Origin of the sequence: Streptomyces alanosinicus (genome assembly GCF_014650595.1) — a bacterium.
Lineage (GTDB): Bacteria > Actinomycetota > Actinomycetes > Streptomycetales > Streptomycetaceae > Streptomyces > Streptomyces alanosinicus.
Map to the genome: position 1 here is coordinate 79,986 of NZ_BMVG01000009.1, position 16,804 is coordinate 96,789.

Annotated in this window: 14 protein-coding genes and 1 tRNA gene; 7 read left to right on the forward strand and 8 right to left on the reverse strand. The window is 71.1% G+C overall.

Annotated features, from left to right (window positions below; all coding sequences use genetic code 11):
* Positions 1-2: 2 nt before the first annotated feature.
* The gene (locus IE277_RS20875; RefSeq protein ID WP_189954618.1) at positions 3-1,685 is read right to left on the reverse strand and encodes a thiamine pyrophosphate-binding protein; all 1,683 of its coding nucleotides are present in this window, start codon (positions 1,683-1,685) and stop codon (positions 3-5) included.
* Between the two features lie 276 nt (positions 1,686-1,961).
* On the opposite strand from IE277_RS20875, the gene sucC reads away from it, so the two are divergent.
* From sucC to IE277_RS20895, 4 genes are all read left to right on the forward strand, one after another.
* Positions 1,962-3,092: an ADP-forming succinate--CoA ligase subunit beta gene (sucC, locus tag IE277_RS20880; RefSeq protein WP_189954620.1), complete on the forward strand. Its 1,131-nt coding sequence runs from the start codon at positions 1,962-1,964 to the stop codon at positions 3,090-3,092.
* A gap of 11 nt (positions 3,093-3,103) precedes the next feature.
* Complete coding sequence (gene sucD, locus IE277_RS20885) at positions 3,104-3,985, forward strand: succinate--CoA ligase subunit alpha (protein WP_189954622.1); 882 nt, start codon at positions 3,104-3,106, stop codon at positions 3,983-3,985.
* Positions 3,986-4,150: 165 nt separating this feature from the next.
* On the forward strand, positions 4,151-5,731 hold the full coding sequence (locus tag IE277_RS20890) for an aldehyde dehydrogenase family protein (protein WP_189954624.1): 1,581 nt from the start codon (positions 4,151-4,153) through the stop codon (positions 5,729-5,731).
* Between the two features lie 177 nt (positions 5,732-5,908).
* Positions 5,909-5,993: transfer RNA gene (locus IE277_RS20895), tRNA-Leu, on the forward strand.
* Positions 5,994-6,050: 57 nt separating this feature from the next.
* On the opposite strand, the gene dacB is transcribed toward IE277_RS20895, so the two are convergent.
* The 4 genes from dacB to IE277_RS20915 form a co-directional block, all read right to left on the reverse strand.
* A complete protein-coding gene (dacB, locus tag IE277_RS20900; RefSeq protein WP_189954626.1) occupies positions 6,051-7,418 on the reverse strand; it encodes a D-alanyl-D-alanine carboxypeptidase/D-alanyl-D-alanine endopeptidase in 1,368 nt (455 codons plus the stop codon).
* 59 nt (positions 7,419-7,477) lie between these two features.
* Positions 7,478-8,200 carry a L,D-transpeptidase family protein gene (locus IE277_RS20905; protein WP_189954628.1) on the reverse strand — a complete coding sequence of 241 codons (723 nt, stop codon included), beginning with the start codon at positions 8,198-8,200 and terminating at the stop codon, positions 7,478-7,480.
* Positions 8,193-8,699, reverse strand: a complete 507-nt coding sequence (locus tag IE277_RS20910; protein WP_189954630.1) for a SigE family RNA polymerase sigma factor — start codon at positions 8,697-8,699, stop codon at positions 8,193-8,195. The genes IE277_RS20905 and IE277_RS20910 overlap by 8 nt, the downstream gene beginning before the upstream one ends.
* A gap of 61 nt (positions 8,700-8,760) precedes the next feature.
* Positions 8,761-9,774, reverse strand: a complete 1,014-nt coding sequence (locus IE277_RS20915; RefSeq protein ID WP_229881877.1) for a L,D-transpeptidase — start codon at positions 9,772-9,774, stop codon at positions 8,761-8,763.
* Positions 9,775-10,199: 425 nt separating this feature from the next.
* Between IE277_RS20915 and IE277_RS20920 the strand changes: the two genes are divergently transcribed.
* Genes IE277_RS20920 through IE277_RS20930 form a run of 3 tightly spaced genes read left to right on the forward strand, consistent with a single transcriptional unit; the run spans position 10,200 to position 13,868 of the window.
* A complete protein-coding gene (locus IE277_RS20920) occupies positions 10,200-11,276 on the forward strand; it encodes an extracellular solute-binding protein (RefSeq protein ID WP_189954634.1) in 1,077 nt (358 codons plus the stop codon).
* Positions 11,273-12,814, forward strand: a complete 1,542-nt coding sequence (locus tag IE277_RS20925) for an ABC transporter permease (RefSeq protein WP_189954636.1) — start codon at positions 11,273-11,275, stop codon at positions 12,812-12,814. Before IE277_RS20920 ends, IE277_RS20925 begins: the two co-directional genes overlap by 4 nt.
* Before the next feature lies 1 nt (position 12,815).
* Positions 12,816-13,868: an ABC transporter ATP-binding protein gene (locus IE277_RS20930; protein WP_189954638.1), complete on the forward strand. Its 1,053-nt coding sequence runs from the start codon at positions 12,816-12,818 to the stop codon at positions 13,866-13,868.
* Between the two features lie 48 nt (positions 13,869-13,916).
* On the opposite strand, the gene IE277_RS20935 is transcribed toward IE277_RS20930, so the two are convergent.
* The 3 genes from IE277_RS20935 to pgsB all read right to left on the reverse strand — a co-directional run bounded on the left by IE277_RS20935 (position 13,917) and on the right by pgsB (position 16,798).
* Positions 13,917-14,939, reverse strand: coding sequence for a C40 family peptidase (locus IE277_RS20935; protein WP_229881878.1), 1,023 nt, complete (start codon positions 14,937-14,939; stop codon positions 13,917-13,919).
* Between the two features lie 72 nt (positions 14,940-15,011).
* Positions 15,012-15,494: a poly-gamma-glutamate biosynthesis protein PgsC/CapC gene (locus IE277_RS20940; protein ID WP_189954640.1), complete on the reverse strand. Its 483-nt coding sequence runs from the start codon at positions 15,492-15,494 to the stop codon at positions 15,012-15,014.
* A complete protein-coding gene (gene pgsB, locus IE277_RS20945) occupies positions 15,491-16,798 on the reverse strand; it encodes a poly-gamma-glutamate synthase PgsB (protein WP_189954642.1) in 1,308 nt (435 codons plus the stop codon). The genes IE277_RS20940 and pgsB overlap by 4 nt, the downstream gene beginning before the upstream one ends.
* Positions 16,799-16,804 lie beyond the last annotated feature (6 nt).

Here is a 16,804-nt window from a genome sequence, read left to right on the forward strand (position 1 = left end):
CCTCACTTGTACATGGTCTGGTTCATGGTTCCGGGGGCGTACGCGTCCGGGTCGACCCAGACGTTGATCAGCGAGGGCTTGCCCGACTCGCGGGCCCGGCGCAGCGCGGGGCCGATGTCCGCGGGATCGCGGACCTCCTCGCCGTGACCGCCCAGCATCTGGGCGAACTTGTCGTAGTGGACGTTTCCGAGGGTGTTGCCGACCCGCTCGCGGTCCTTGCCGTACTTGACTGCCTGGCCGTAACGGATCTGGTTCATCGAGGAGTTGTTGCCGACGATCCCGACGAAGGGCAGGTCGTAGCGGACGAGGGTCTCGAAGTCCCAGCCGGTCAGGGAGAACGCGCCGTCGCCGAAGAGGGCGACGACCTCCTTGTCCGGGCGGGCCTGCTTGGCCGCCAGCACGAAGGGGACGCCGACGCCGAGGGTGCCGAGCGGGCCGGGATCCATCCAGTGGCCGGGCGACTTGGGCTGGACGACCTGCCCGGAGAAGGTGACGATGTCGCCGCCGTCGCCGATGTAGACCGAGTCCTCGGTGAGGAAGTCGTTGATCTCGCTGACCAGCCGGTAAGGATGGATGGGCGAGGCGTCGGACCTCAGGCTCGGCAGGCGCTTCTCGATCGCGGTCTGTTCGGCGGCGCGCAGTTCGTCCAGCCACTCCTTGCGCCGGGACGCCCCGCCGTCGACCCGTCCCGAGGCCGCCTCGGTGACGGACTTCAGCACGAGGCCGGCGTCCCCGACGATGCCGAGGTCGATGTCCCGGTTCTTGCCCACGGTGCGGTAGTCCAGGTCGATCTGGACGACCGTCGCGTTCGGGGACAGCCGCTTGCCGTAGCCCATGCGGAAGTCGAACGGTGTGCCGACGATCACGATCACGTCGGCGTTCGAGAAGGCGTAGCGGCGGGAGAGCTGGAAGTGATGCGGGTCGCCGGGCGGGAGGGTGCCGCGTCCCGCGCCGTTCATATAGGCCGGGACGTCGAGGGCGCGGACCAGTTCGACGGCGGCCTCGGTGCCCCGGGTCGTCCACACCTGGCTGCCCAGCAGGATCGCCGGCTTCTCGGCGTGGACCAGCAGATCGGCGAGCTTCTCGATCGCCTCGGGGTCGCCGGCCGAGCGGGTCGAGGCCCGGTAGGCGCCGGGCCTGGGTACTCGCGCCTGCTCCGCCGGGACCTTGGCGTCCAGGACGTCCCGGGGGATCTCCAGGAAGGAGGGGCCGGGCGCGCCGTGGTAGCACTCGCGGAACGCCATCGACACCATGTCCGCCGTCCGGGCGGTGTCCGGCACCGTCGCCGCGAACTTGGTGATCGGCGTCATCATGTCGACGTGCGGCAGGTCCTGCAGGGACCCCATCTTGTGCTGGGCGAGCGCCCCTTGGCCGCCGATCAGCAGCATCGGGGACTCCGCGCGGAAGGCGTTGGCGACCCCGGTGACGGCGTCGGTCGTGCCCGGACCCGCGGTGACGACCGCGCAGCCCGGCTTGCCGGTGATGCGCGCGTAGCCGTCGGCGGCGTGGGCGGCCACCTGCTCGTGGCGGACGTCGACGACTTCTATGCCCTCGTCGACGCAACCGTCGTAGATGTCGATGATGTGGCCACCGCACAACGTGTAGATGCGGTCGACCCCCTCGGCCTTCAGTGCCTTGGCAACGAGATGACCACCGGAGATCACGTCCTGGGTGTCGTCGGGCATGGCGAAGTCCTGTCCCCTTCGTAGGAGTTTGGGCGGCTCGCTTTTGTCCTGTATGTGACCTACGGTACGCCGTGTGCCGCAGATTGCATACAGTCGACGAATACTGTATGAAGCCTGTTGTCCCGCATCCCGGTGGCTGGTGTCCAGGGGGCGTACATGCTTTTCGGTCATCGAATTCCGGCCGCTCTCCGTCACTGGGGCTGACTCTGCGGTGAACCCACCGCCACCTGCGCAGGCGTCGCGCCATCGAGGCGATCCGGCAGACAGGAGCCGCACATGGACCTGTACGAACACCAGGCACGACAGCTGTTCGAGGAGCACGGCATCCCCGTGCCGCGGGCCGAGGTCACCGACTCGGCCAAGGAGGCCCGCGACATCGCCCGCCGGCTCGGCGGCCGGGCCATGGTCAAGGCCCAGGTGAAGACGGGCGGGCGCGGCAAGGCGGGCGGTGTCAGGCTCGCCGCCGACCCGGCCGCCGCCGAACTGACGGCACGGCAGATCCTGGGCATGGACATCAAGGGCCACCAGGTGGGTAGCGTGATGCTCGCCGAACCGGTCGACGTGGCCGAGGAGTTCTACGTCTCCTACGTCCTCGACCGCGGAGCGGGCGGCTTCCTCGTCATCGCCTCCGCACAGGGCGACATGGAGATCGAGGAGGTGGCCGCGACCCGGCCGGAGGCGGTGGCGAGGATCCCCGTCGACCGCGCCGAAGGCGTCTCCTCCGCCAAGGCCGGGGAGATCGCGAGCGCGGCCGGCCTGCCGCCGCAGAGCGTCGACGTCCTGCTGCGACTCTGGCAGGTCATGGTCCGCGAGGACGCCCTGCTGGTCGAGGGCAATCCGCTGGTGCGCACCGCACAGGGACGGATCCTCGCCCTGGACGGCAAGGTGACCCTGGATGACAACGCCCGTTTCCGGCAGGCCCGTTGGGGCGAACGGGACGAACCGTACCAGGATCCGCTGGAGGCGGCCGCCGCCGAACGCGGCCTCACCCACGTCCGGCTCGACGGCGAGGTCGGGATCATCCGCAACGGCGCGGGACTGGTCATGTCGACCCTGGACGTCGTCGCCGGCTGCGGTGCCCGGCCCGCGAACTTCCTCGACATCGGCGGCGGCGCCTCCGCCCAGGTCATGGCCGACGGACTGACGGTGATCCTCTCCGACCCGGCCGTGCGATCCGTCTTCGTCAACGTCTTCGGCGGCATCACCGCCTGCGACGCGGTCGCCGAGGGAATCGTGGCGGCCGTGGACACCGTCCGGCTCACCAAACCGCTCGTCGTCCGCCTCGACGGCAACAACGCCGAGCGCGGCCGCGCGATCCTCGGCGAACGCGCCCATCCGCTCGTCGAACAGGCCACCACCATGGACGGTGCCGCCTGCCGCGCCGCCGAACTCGCCCACACCGCCTGAGGAGCCGGGACATGGCCATCCACCTCACCAAGGAGAGCAAGGTCCTCGTCCAGGGCATGACCGGGGACCAGGGCCTGCGGCACACCCGGCGCATGCTCGCGGCCGGCACGAACATCGTCGGCGGGGTCAACCCGCGCAAGGCCGGGCAGAGCGTCGACTTCACCGGGCAGGACGTACCCGTCTTCGGATCGGTCGCCGACGGCATGCGCGCGACCGGAGCCGACGCCACCGTCGTCTTCGTCCCGCCCGCCTTCGCCAAGGGCGCCGTCGTCGAGGCCGCCGACGCCGGCATCCCGCTCGCCGTCGTCATCACCGAGGGCATCCCGGTCCACGACACGGTCGCCTTCACCGCGCACGCCCGGCGCACCGGCTCCCGGGTCATCGGCCCCAACTGCCCCGGCCTGATCACCCCGGGCCAGTCCAACGCGGGCATCATCCCCGCCGACATCACCAGGCCCGGCCCCATCGGCCTGGTCTCCAAGTCGGGCACGCTGACGTATCAACTCATGTACGAGCTGCGGGACATAGGTTTCTCCACATGCGTCGGCATCGGCGGCGACCCGGTGGTCGGCACCAGTCACATCGACTGTCTGGCCGCCTTCCAGGACGACCCCGACACCGAACTCATCGTCCTCATCGGAGAGATCGGCGGCGACGCGGAGGAACGAGCCGCCGCCTACATCCACGACCACGTCACCAAGCCGGTCGTCGGCTACATCGCCGGGTTCACCGCACCCGAGGGCCGCACCATGGGCCACGCCGGCGCGATCGTCTCCGGCTCGGCCGGCACCGCCCGAGCCAAACAGGAGGCACTGGAGACGTCCGGAGTCCGAGTCGGCCGCACCCCGACGGAGACGGCCCGCCTGGTCGAGGAGACGCTGCGACCGGGCTGACCCGGCCAGCCCTGACGGCTCCGCCGCCAAGCCCACGACCCACTTCCCCCCCGCCTGAATTCCCTTCCTTCACCCAACCCCCCACCCCGCCCCACCGCACTCCCCCCGCCCCACTGCAGCCCACCGCACCCCGCCCCGACCGTGCACCGAGAGCGGAGCTGACGTATGCGACCCACCCGCACCCCGAACCCGCCGCCCGCGCACCCCGAGACTCCCGCGCTCCTCAAACCGGGGACGGCCTACGCCGACGCCTGGCGGCGCTGTCTCGACGCCGCGCCCGAGGCTTTCCGGGACGAGCGTGTCCTCAACCTGTGGGGTGCCGCCTGGCACTCCGACGGACGTACCCTCCCCGCGACCACCCCGGTCGACGGCACCCCGATCGCCGGCGCCCCACGCCTGGACGGCGCCACCGCCCAACAGGCCGTACACGCCGCGCTCGACCAGCACCGCGCCTGGCGGCACGTCCCGCTGCCCGAGCGGCGGGCGCGGATCTCCGCCACCCTGGACGCGCTCACCGCGCACCGCGAACTGCTCGCCCTGCTGCTGGTCTGGGAGATAGGCAAGCCCTGGCGGCTCGCCCTGGCCGACGTGGACCGGGCGATCGACGGTGTGCGCTGGTACGTCGACGGCATCGAGCCCATGCTCGCCGGCCGGACCCCGCTGGACGGCCCCGTCTCCAACATCGCCAGCTGGAACTACCCGATGAGCGTGCTGGTGCACGCCGCCCTCGTGCAGGCCCTGGCGGGCGACGCGGTGATCGCCAAGACCCCGACCGACGGCGGTGTGGCCTGCCTGACCCTGGCCATGGCGCTGGCCGCGCGCGAGAGAGTGCCCGTCACCCTGGTCGGCGGCAGTGGCCGGGAACTGAACCAGCCGCTGGTGCGGGCGCCGGAGATCGGCTGTGTGTCCTTCGTCGGCGGCCGCGCCACCGGTGCCGACGTCGCCACCGCCGTGGCCGGCCTCGGCAAACGGCACATCCTGGAACAGGAGGGGCTCAACACCTGGGGCATCTGGGACTTCTCCGCCTGGGACCGGCTCACCGCGGTGATCCCCAAGCTCTTCGACTACGGCAAACAGCGTTGCACCGCCTACCCGCGCTTCGTCGTCCAACGGTCCCTGTTCGACGCGTTCCTCGACGCCTACCTGCCGGCGGTCGGCTCCGTACGCGTCGGCCACCCGCTCGCGGTCGCGGACCCCGCCGACCCGCTCCCCGAGCTGGACTTCGGGCCCCTGATCAACGCGGCCAAGGCCAAGGAACTCACCGACCAGGTGACCGAGGCCGTCGAACGGGGCGCCGTACCGCTGTACCGCGGCCGCCGCGACGACACACGTTTCCTGCCGGGCCAGGACGCCTCCGCCTACGTCCACCCGGTCACGCTCCTCAATCCACCGCCCTCCTCCCCCCTGCACCACGCGGAACCCTTCGGCCCGGTCGACACGATCGTCCTGGTCGACACCGAGGCCGAGCTGCTGGCCGCCATGAACGCGTCCAACGGCGCGCTGGTCGCCACGCTCGCCACGGACGACCGGGCCACCTATGACCGGCTCGCCCCGCAGATCCGCGCCTTCAAGACCGGGCACGGCGTCCCCCGCTCCCGCGGCGACCGCGACGAGCTGTTCGGCGGATTCGGCGCGTCCTGGCGTGGTGCCTTCGTCGGCGGCGACCTTCTGGTGCGCTCCGTGACCCAGGGGCCGGCGGCGGAACGACTGCCCGGTAACTTCCCGGAGTACCAGCTCATGCCCTGAATTCTCACGATGCGCACGCAAACGCTCACATTCCGTGGAGCACCCCCGATCCCGGCGGCCCGGCTTCCCCCGGGCCGCCGCCCAGGGGTAGATACGCAGGTGAAACGCACTCCGAAACCTTGGTATTGTTGTCCATGTCGCCGCGGGGAACACTCCCGGCAAGGCGACAGACACCTGGTCCGGGTGGCGGAATGGCAGACGCGCTAGCTTGAGGTGCTAGTGCCCTTTATCGGGCGTGGGGGTTCAAGTCCCCCCTCGGACACTCGCGGTATTGTTAGGCAACAAGGGCCCCGACCTGATGGTCGCGGCCCTTGTTGCGTTACGCGGAGCAGCCGTTGACGGTTGCCGCGAGGTCGTCCATGGCGTTCTTGGTGGCGTTCGGGGTGGCCGTGGCGCCGTTCTCGACGAAGGAGAACACCTTCCACCTGCCGTCCTTGCCCCGGGTCAGACCGCTCAGTGCGTTGGCGCCGGTGAGGGTGCCGGTCTTCGCGTGCACCTTGCCCACGGCGCACGTGGAATGGGCGTCGTCGAAGCGGCCGTACTCCGGGCCGAGTGTGCTGCCGGCCTCGCCGGAGACGGGCAGGCCGTCGCGGACGGAGCCGAGGGTGTGGGTATGGCGGGGCCGCGTCAGCAGTTCGAGGATCTGCGCGAGGGTGGCGGCCGGGATGCGGTCGGCCCGGGACAGGCCGCTGCCGTCGTGGAGCTCGAAGTTGTCGAGGGAAACGCCGTACACCCGGCTCAGCACCCGGCGTACGACCTCGGTGCCGCCCTCGAAGGTGGCCGGGCGGCCGGCGCCCAGGGCGGTCATCCGCAGCAGGGTCTCGGCGACGTCGTTGTCGCTGTGTTTGAGCATCGCGTGGACGATGTCCGACAGTGGTGCCGATGTGTGCCGGGCGACCGGGACGTCCGTCGGGCGTGCGGTGGCGCGGGTGACGTCGCCGGTGACCGTGACGCCGTGCGCGGCGAGTTGCCTGGCGAAGACCTGCCCGGCGTCGACGGAGGTGTCCTGGACGCCGTGTCCGTCGACGACCAGCGCGCGGACCGGGGCGACGGTGCCGGGGTAGTAGCCGTCGTTCCAGCCCTCGGCGAGGGTCGGCGCGGGGAACAGGCTGTCGTCGACGGTGACCTTCACGGCGGTCCGGCCCGCGGACTTGAGTCCGGCGCTCGCGGTCTTCGCCAACTCTGCGAGGTCGGCGGTGGTCAGGGTGCGGTCCCCGCCGCCGACGAGGGTCAGGGTGCCGTTGCCGTAGACGACCTTCGTGGTGAACCGGTGCTGCGGGCCGAGCACGGTCAGGGCGGCGGTCGACGTGGCGAGCTTGGCGTTGGACGCCGGCATCAGCGCGGTGGAGGCGTGCTGGCCCCAGACGGTGGTGGCCGAGTCCGCGTCGAGGACCACGCCGCTCACGTTCGAGCCCAGTCGTTGATCGAGTACCCGGGTCTTCAGGTTCTTGGCCATCTGCTGGTCGTCGGTGTCCAGGCCGTGGGTGTCGGCCGTCGCGCCGGCGCCTTTTCGGGCGGCGAAGGCGGACGGACCCGCCAGGGCGGCGGACGCCACGGGCACGGCCATGGCGAGGACGAGGGCCCGGCGCAGGCCGGTTCCCGTGCCGTGCTGTGCGGGCTTGCGGTGCCGGCGCCGGCCGCCCGGAAGGAAGGTGTCTCCGGGCGCTCTGGCAGAAGTTTCGGTCATCGGGGTGCGAAGCTTTCAGGAGTGGGGGCCTTGGGGAAAGGAAAGCCACATGTGCTGCATCAGTGGCCGCCGGTGATCGGCCGGCGCTCGAAGCACACGGAGTCCGGGTCCGCGCTCGCGGCCTGCCGGCCCTTGATCTCCACGCGCGCGCCGGGCTTGATGGCCTCGTACACCCACTTCCCGTCCTGGGGCGAGAGAGCGATGGCACCGGTGCCGGCGTTGTCGCCGATGCTGTTGAGACCGGCGGCGGGGTCCAGTGCCCACATCAGCAGCCGCTCGTTGTGATGCCGGTCGGTGAAGGTGACGGTCCACCGCCGGACATCCACATACCTGCTCAGCTTGGTGTACTTGTTGGGGGGCAGTGTCAGGCTCGGGTACTTGGCGGTGACCGTGACAGCCCGCTCGCCGATCGGGCAGTTGTCCTGCACCCCGCTGATCGGGAACCTCCTGCCCTTGATGGTCAGTGTGTGGGCGTCCAGATCGATCGTCACCCGCTGAACGGGCCCCGGGGACGGGACGGGTGCGGGGGTGTGGGACACGGACGCCGTGGGGGGCGCGGTCGCCTCGGTGGCGGAGCCGAGGGCGCCGGAGACGACGGCGGTGAGGGCGGCTGCCGCCAGCGCGGTGGTGGAGAGCATGACGCGCTGGCCGGTGCGGCGGCGTTGCGCCCGTCTCCTCGCCTGTGCCCCGGTGGCCGGTGCCACGCCGTGCGCGGCCAGGCCACGGAGCCGGGCCGACAGCTCCGCCTCGGTCAGCGGACGCGGTGGTGGCTGGTCAGACACAGGCTTCCTCCGGGGAATGGGTTTCCTCGCTCACCAGGTGAGCGGCGAGCGCCGTACGACCGCGTGACAGACGTGCCTTGACGGTGCCGACGGCCGCACCGGTCTCGGCGGCTATCTGCTCCACGCTCAGATCGCACAGGTGATGCAGCACGATCGCGGTCCGCTGGACCTCCGGCAGGCGCCGCAGAGCGGCGACCAACGCCACATGGTCCGGGCTCGGTTCGGGCGCCTGTCGCGGCGCGGACTGGCCCCGCACCAGCTCCCACCAGCGGCGCGACCGCCGCCAGTGGCTCATCGCGAGACGGTGTGCCACCGTGCGGATCCACGCCTCCGGATCCCGGTCGCCGTTCAGCACGGACGAACGCCGCTCCCAGGCGCGTGCGAACGCCTCCTGCACCACGTCCTGGGCTTCGGCGTAGTCGCCGGTCATTGCGTACAGCTGGCCCACCAGACGTGGGCAGGCAGCCATGTAGAAGAGGTCGAACTCGTCCTCTGTCACCTTGTCGTGCTCTCTTCTCACGGCGCGGGGCGCGTGCGGCGCGGGGCCGGTGCGACGGTGGTCATGCGGTCGTGGTGGCGCCGGCCGCGCTGTGCGCGAGCCACTGCTTCCAGGTCAGGTTCCAGTCGCCGTAGCCGTTGCCGGCGGCGACGGTGTCCTTGTCCGCCCCGGTGACCGTGACGACGTCGCCGACCCGTATCCGGTCATAGAAGCGCTGGGCGGTGCCGTTGGAGGCGAGGCCGACACAGCCGTGGGTGACATTGCGGTGTCCGGCCTCGGTGTCGGCCCGCGGGTTCTGGTGCACATATGTGCCCGACGTCGTCAGGTGTACGGCCCAGTAGTAGTAGCCGTGGTACGTGTTGCCGAGGCCCACGGTGCGGGAGTCCATGAACACCTTGGGCTGTTTGTCCATGACGACCATCGTCCCGTTCCAGGTGTCCGTCCCCGGCGCCCCCGTGGTGACCGGGATGCGCTGTGCCGTACCGTCGGTGCGGACGGTCATCATGTGTGTCCTCGCGTCGACCGTGGCGACCAGCGACGGGCCGATGGTGAAGCGCCGGGCGCCGTGCGAGCCGATACGGAGGGCGACCTTGGTGCCGGACTGCCAGTAGGTGGTGCTGGGGCGGAAGTCGACGCGCTGCCCGTCCAGGAGGCTGTGGCCCTTCACCCAACTCCACGCGCCCCGCGTGCCGGACGAGGTCTGTACCCGCAGCCAGCTCTCCACGCCCTTGCGTTCGGCCGCGGGGACCGGCTGGGGAAAGGTGACGGATATCGGCATGCCCACACCGACCGTCTCGCCGTCGGATATGTTCACCTGCGCCTGTGCGAGCTGGGCGGGCTCCGGCATCGACGGAGCCGGGCGTGCGTCGGACGCCTTGCCCGCGCCGCCGCCTTGCCCGCCCGCGCCCTTGTCGGCCGCCGCGGTGGAGGCCCCGGCATCCGGCGCGTCAGTGGCCACCCTGATGCCGGAACCCGCGTCCGCTGAACAGCCGGCGGCCGAGAACAGAGCCGCGCAGGCCACGACAACAGCGCTGAGGCGGCCGGCGGTCCGCCTGGCCGAACGGTCCACGTACATGTAATCCCCCGGGTGAGGTGCGGTATCGCCTCTCATACGCACGGGCTCGGAGGCAGGTTGCATCGCAACACGGCCCTTTTCCCGGGCGGATGGACGTGTGGTGGACGGAGCGGGGTCGGATACGGGCCCCGGCGTACTCGCCGAACGGGCTGTCACGCTTCGGTAACCGTTGGTGCGGCCAGTGGTGATGAGTCCGCCATGAGGGCGCTATGAGCACGCCATGAGATGGCCAAGAAGGCGCCGTCAAAGTCGTACAGACAGTAACTTTTCGGGCTGATGGCTGGCTGGATGGTGACCTTCCAGGGTTCCGTGGTGGTGTTTTCAGGTAAGGCTCACCTAAATAAGGTTTGCCTGCTCTATTGGTCTCGGGTGTGCGCCGTGGGGGCGGCGCCGGCGGCCCGTGTGTGTCTCACTGTGGAGGTCCCATGTCTCCTGTCGTCCTGCGGTCCGCGCGCCGATCCGCCGTGCTGGCGACGGCGGTGTCGCTGTCGGCCCTGGCGCTGGCGGGGTGCGGCGGTTCGAACGACGCCGGCGGCGCGTCGTCGGACAAGGCGTCCGGTGGCTCGCTGAAGGGGCAGACGATCACCGTCTACAGCGGGCAGCACCAACAGACCGTCAGCGCGCTGGTGAAGGATTTCGAGGCGCGGACCGGCATCAAGGTGGGCGTCCGCTCCGGTGACGAGGCGGAGTTGGCCAACCAGATCCTCACCGAGGGCACGGCTTCCCCGGCGGATGTGTTCTTCGCGGAGAACCCGCCCGCACTCACCACCCTTGCGGAGAAGGGCCTGTTGGCGAAGGTGGACGCCGCCACTCTGGCGGCCGTCCCGTCGGCCGACAGTTCGCCCCGGGGCGACTGGACGGGCGTCTCCGCCCGCGAGGCCGCGTTCGTCTACAACACCGGCAAGCTCAAGGCGGCCCAGGTGCCCGCCGGCATCAAGGACCTGGCCGGTGCGGCGTGGCAGGGGAAGCTGGGTATCGCGCCGAGCGAGACGGACTTCACGCCGATCGTCACCAGGATGATCAAGACGGTGGGGCAGGCCGGCGCCAAGAGCTGGCTGGAGGGGCTGAAAGCCAACAGCAAGGTCTACGGCAGCAACGAGGACCTGGTCGCCGCGGTGAACCGGGGCGAGGTCGAGGGCGGCGTCATCGACCACTACTACTGGTACCGGCTGCGCGACGAACAGGGCGCCGCCCATATCCACAGTGCGCTCGGCTACTTCAAGCAGGGCGACCCCGGCGCGCTGGTCGACGTCTCCGGCGCCGCAGTCCTCTCCCATGGCAAGCACCAGGCCGCCGCCCAGGCGTTCCTCGCCTATCTGACCGGCAAGCCCGCCCAGCAGATCATCGCCGACTCCGAGAGCTACGAGTACCCGCTCGCCGCCGGGGTGAAGAACACCAAGGTCAGCCGGGCGCTGACGGCCTCCGGGCCGGTCACCCGGGCCGCCGACCTCGGCGACGGCAAGGACGCCCTGCAACTCCTGCAGTCCGTCGGCCTGCTGTGAGGTCCCTTCGTACGGCGCCGGGCCCGCTGCCGCTGGTGGCGGGCCTGGTCGCGCTGCTGGTGGCCTCGCCGCTGGTGTTCGTCGGGCTGCAGGCCGCGCAGGCGGGCGGGGACACCGCGCACCGCCTGCTGGCCCGGCCCGTGGTCGCAACCCTGCTGTGGCACACCGTCGCCCTCACCACGGTCGTCACCGCCGGTACGCTCGCGCTCGGCTTCACCGCCGCCTACCTGGTGGAACGCACCGACCTGCCCGCTCGCCGGGCGTGGACCGTGGCACTGGCGATGCCGCTCGCGGTACCGGAGTTCGTCCACGGCTACTCCTGGGTCTCGCTCTTCCCCGAGGTCCAGGGCTACTGGGGCGCGGTGCTGGTGATGACGTCCTCGCTCTACCCTCTGGTGTTCCTGCCGGTGGCCGCCACGCTGCGGCACGCCGACACCTCGGCCGAGGAGGTCGCACGCAGCCTGGGCCACGGCCGGCTCAGGACGCTGTGGCGGGTCACCCTGCCGCTCACCCGTCCCGCCCTGGCCGGCGGCGCGCTGCTCGTCTCGCTCTATCTCCTCGGCGAATACGGGGCGTTCGCGATGCTGCGCTACACCACGTTCGCCATCGCGATCTTCAACGCGTACCAGACCAGCTTCGACATGGCCTCCGCCAGCCTGCTCACGCTCGTCCTGGTCGGCCTCGCCCTCCTCCTCGTGACCCTCGACGCGCGTGCCGCCCGGCGCGGCCGGGTCGTGCGCGAGGGCGCCACCGGGCGGGGCGGCGCACCGGTGGCCCTGGGCCACTGGAAGCCGGTCGCCGCCGGCGTTCTGGCGGCGGTGGTGGGGGTGACGCTCGGGGTACCTGTCTACGCACTCGTCCACTGGCTGGTGCGCGGCAGCTCCACCACCCTGCCGTCCGCCTCCATCCTCGCCGAGACGGCGACAACCCTGGGGTACGCGCTCACCGCGGCGGCCGTCGCCACCGCCGCCGCGGTGCCGGTGGCCCTCTACTCCTGGCGCCGCCCCACCCCGTTGGCCCGGACCGTGGAACGCGCCGCCTACCTGACCAGGGCACTGCCCGGTATCGCCGTCGCCCTGTCGGTGGTGTTCTTCGCGATCCGCTACGCCCAGCCCCTCTACCAGCAGCCGTCGTTGCTGGTGGCCGGGTACGTGGTGCTGTTCTTCCCGCTGGCCCTGACCTCCGTACGGGCCTCCCTCGCCCAGGTGCCGCATGGCGTCGAGGAGGTGGCGCGCTCGCTGGGCGTGCGCAGGACCATGGTCCTGGGCCGGGTCACCCTGCCGCTGATCCTGCCGGGACTCGGCGCGGCCTTCGCGATGGTCACCCTCACCGCCAGCACCGAACTCACCGCCACGCTGCTGCTGCGCCCGACCGGCACCGAGACCCTCGCCACCCAGTTCTGGGTCTACACCACCGGACTCTCCTACGGAGCGGCGGCACCGTACGCCGCCGTGATGGTCGCCCTGTCCGTGCCCGCCGTCCTCATCCTCACCCGCCGCACCCTCGGCACCCGCGCAACCGCCCCAAGGGAGAACTGAGATGACCGGTCGACCGGGCCTGCTGATCAACCGACTGGAGGCGGCGCACGGCCGCAGCCCGGTGCTCACCGGACTCGATCTCACCGTCGAGGACGGGGCGCTCGCCTGTGTCCTGGGCCCCTCCGGCTGCGGCAAGAGCACCCTGCTCCGCATCGTCGCCGGCTTCCACTCCGCCACCCGGGGAAGCGTCACCCTGCACGGCCGCATCCTCGACGACGGCCGCACCAGGATCCCCGCCGAGCGCCGGCACATCGGGTACGTACCGCAGGACGGGGCGCTCTTCCCGCACCTGACCGTCGCCGCCAACATCGGCTTCGGGCTCGCCCGCGCCGCCCGCCGCGAACGGGTGGCGGAGATGCTCGACCTCGTCGGACTCGACGGCCTCGCCGACCGCCACCCGCACCAGCTCTCCGGCGGTCAGCAGCAACGCGTCGCCCTCGCCCGGGCCCTGGCCCCCAGGCCTCAACTGCTCCTGCTCGACGAGCCGTTCGCCGCCCTGGACGCCGCGCTGCGCACCGAACTGCGCACGGAGGTCGCCGCCACCCTGCGGCGCGCCGGCGCCACCGCGATCCTGGTCACCCACGACGTGGACGAGGCACTCGCCTTCGCCGACACCATCGCCCTGATGCGTGACGGACGCATCGTGCAGACCGACACCCCCCACGCCCTCTACCACCGACCGGCCGACGAGGGCATAGCCAGAGCCCTCGGCGAGGCCAACCTGCTGCCCGCCAAAGCCGCCGACGGGTACGCCGGCACCGCCTTCGGACCCCTGCCGCTCACCACCGAGGCCGTGCCGGACAGCGTCGTCATGCTCCGCCCCCACCAGCTCCGGATGACCTCCGAACCCAGTCCGCACACGGTCCGGGCCCGGGTCACCGCCTGTCTCTTCCGGGGCCACGACCATCGCGTCGAGTTCGCCCCGGACGCCGGCCTGGACCTGCCAGGGCGCCTCGTCATCTACACGGACGCCCCACCGCCGGCGGTCGGCAGCCAGGTCCTCCTCCGGGCCCAGGGCCCCGCTCACCCTCTTGCGGCGGCCCCGGAGCACTGACCGACGCAGCCATGGGCCGGCTCACGCGTCGGCCCGGCCGGAGCGTCGTCACAGGCGTCGGGCCCCGCGGAGCCCTTGCGCGTAGTAGCCGTCACCGTCGAGCCGTGAGGCGCCGCCCTTGTCACCCATGGTGGGGCCGTCGGCCTCCTTCCGGCTGGAGATGAAGCGGGGGTGGTCGGCGGTGTCGAGGCCGAGGTAGATACCGATGTGGCCGATCCGTCCGCCGGGCAGCTCCCGTGTCCTGAAGAAGACCAGGTCGCCGGGCTGGAGCCCCTGGATGACGTCGGGGCTGCGGTCGGCGAGGGGGATCACCGGTACGCCGAGCGGCCCGTGGGCGATCGCGTCGGCGGTCCGCTGCAGCCCGCCGCCCGCCGGGCTGTCCCGACTGTTCAGCGAGAGTCCCGAGCGGTATCCGTACACCAGCCGGACATAGCCCGAGCAGTCGACGGAGCGCCGGCGGTCCTTCTCGGGGCGGCGGGTGACTCCGTCGGGGAAGGTCCAGGGGGCGCCCAGGTAGTCGTAGAAGTCCGAACCCATGCGTCGCTTCCCTTGCCGGGCACGGTCCGAGTCGCTGGTGCTGCTGGGTCCGTAGCGGGCGGCACCGGCGGTGTAGGCGAAGGCCGTGGCGAGGATGTCGGGGTCACGGCTGCCGAGCCGGGTCTTCAGCCAGGCCTTGAACCAGTCGCTCCGCTCCGCTCCAGGAGCCCATGGCTGGGGCAGCAGCCGCACCCAGCTGGTGCTGACGACCTTGGCATCCGTCGTGCGCGGCTCCGCGAAGGTCCTGCTGGGCCCGGTCAGCACGGCCGTACGGGCGCCGTCGGTGAACGTGGCGATGACGGCGCCGTGCCGGTCGCGGGCGACGGTGCGGGCGGGGTTGCCGATCCGCTCGAAGGCCGCCGTGCCGCTCCTGGCCCGGAGCTCGGCACCCGGTGATGCGGGCGGATGGCCGGTGCGGTGCCTGTACTGCAGGGTCAGCACGCAACTCGCCGTGAACAGGACGGCGGTCACCAGGAACAGGGCCGCGTTCCTGGTCAGGGAGAACTGCCGGATTCCGGGCAGGAGGCGTTTCACGGGTCAACTCCGGTGGAGGAAAAGGGAGATGTGCGTCCGCAGGCCGGGGAGGGGTGCGGGGAAGGGTGCGGCTCATGTCGTGGGCAGGGCGCCCAGCAGCAGCCCCGACACCAGGATCACGTACGTCGCGAAGGTGACCGTGCCGGTGGAGAGGACCGTCGCCGTCTTGGGCTGTCGCTCCAGCTGGTAGGCGATGAGCCCGGGGACGATGAACCCGAGGGCCTGATGGGCGAACAGCAGGGGGAACTCCCGCTGGAGCAGCAGGGAGAGCCCGGCCTGGAGCAGGACACCGGTGAGCACGACGGCGGCGAACAGCCGCTTGCCGTAGAGGATGATGAAGCGCTGCAGCAGCTTGGTCAGCAGGTAGGTCAGGCCTGCCATGCCCGCGACCATGGCGGCGCGCCGCAGATCGTCGACGAGGGTGAGGGCGAGCCAGCCGGGGGTGATCATGCCGCCCGGCGAGAGGTTCGTGGTCAGGTAGCACATGAGGGAGAACACCAGACCGAGTGCGATGCCGATGGCGGCGATCTGGGGGGTGACGACTGCGGGGATCAACGGGATTCTCCGTGGGGGGAGTTGTGGTGGGCGCCGGACGCTGTGGGGGCGTCGCTCGGGACGTGGGGGGCGTCGGTGTCTTCGGTGTCTTCGGTGCCGTCGGTGCCGTCGGTGTCGTCGGGGTGTTCGGGCGCGAGTGCGGTGAGCCGCTCCAGGAAGAGTTCGCCCTGCCCATGGATGTTGCCGACGGCGACGAGCGAGGAGTCCGGCCCCAGGTGGGCCAGCAGATCCGCGGTGAGCCGGTCGGGGTCGCGGCGGTCGCCGCCCAGATCGACGACGTTCCCGGTCCAGTGGGCGGGTATGGCGTCGGCGGCCGACCTGGTGGGATGGCCGATGAGGAACACCGTCTCCGGGTCGAGCTCGGGGATGAGCGCGCCCATCTGCCCGTTGCGCTCCACACGGTCCGGACGGCAGTTGATGACGACGTGCAACGGACGGTGGACGGCGCCCAGTTCGAGCAGCTGCCTGATGTTCATCAGCGTCGACTCGGGGTCATTGGCGGCGAAGACGTTCGCGAACCGCAGCCGCTTGCCGTCAGGGGTGCGGTACCGCTCGACGGAGAGCACACCCGGGTCCGGTGGCGCCTCGTACATCCCCTTCAGCGCGGTCTCGCGGTCGATGCCGAGCAGTTCGGCGACCGCGAGCGCGATGGCGACGTTCTCCTTGAAGGTGAACCAGCTGAAGCCGCGCAGCTCCTCGTCGGTGACGGTCTCAGGATCGGCGTAGACCAGCTCGCAGTTCCGGGCCGCGGCCTCCTCCTGGAGGATGGGGAAACGCTCCTTCTCCGCGGTGACACAGACGCCGCCCTCCGGCAGGGACCGGCACAGCGAGCGTGCCACATCGTCCAACGTCGGCCCCATTTCGGCGAGATGGTCCTCGCGGACGTTGCAGAGCACGCCGATGGTGGAGCGGATCAGTTTGGACTGGTTGATCTCCTGGAGCGCGGGCATGACGGCCATGCACTCCATGACCAGGACATCGGGCCGGTAGGCGGCGGCCCGCCGGACGATGCCGATCTGCTCGACGACGTTGGCGATGCCGAACTTGCGGTAGACGGGCTCCTCGGTGGCATCGGGGTGGATGAACCGGGCCGCGGTGCCCGTGGTCTTGGCGACGGTGACCAGGCCGCTGCCGCGCAGCGCGCCCGCGCACAGCCGGGTGATGGAGGACTTGCCACGAATGCCGTTGACCAGCACCCGGGTGGGTATGTCGGCGAGATTCGCGTCATGGCGGCGCTGTTCGACGACGCCTGCGACGAGCAGGCCGGCGCAGCACGTCACAAGGACGCAGTACAGGAAGAGCACGGCGGG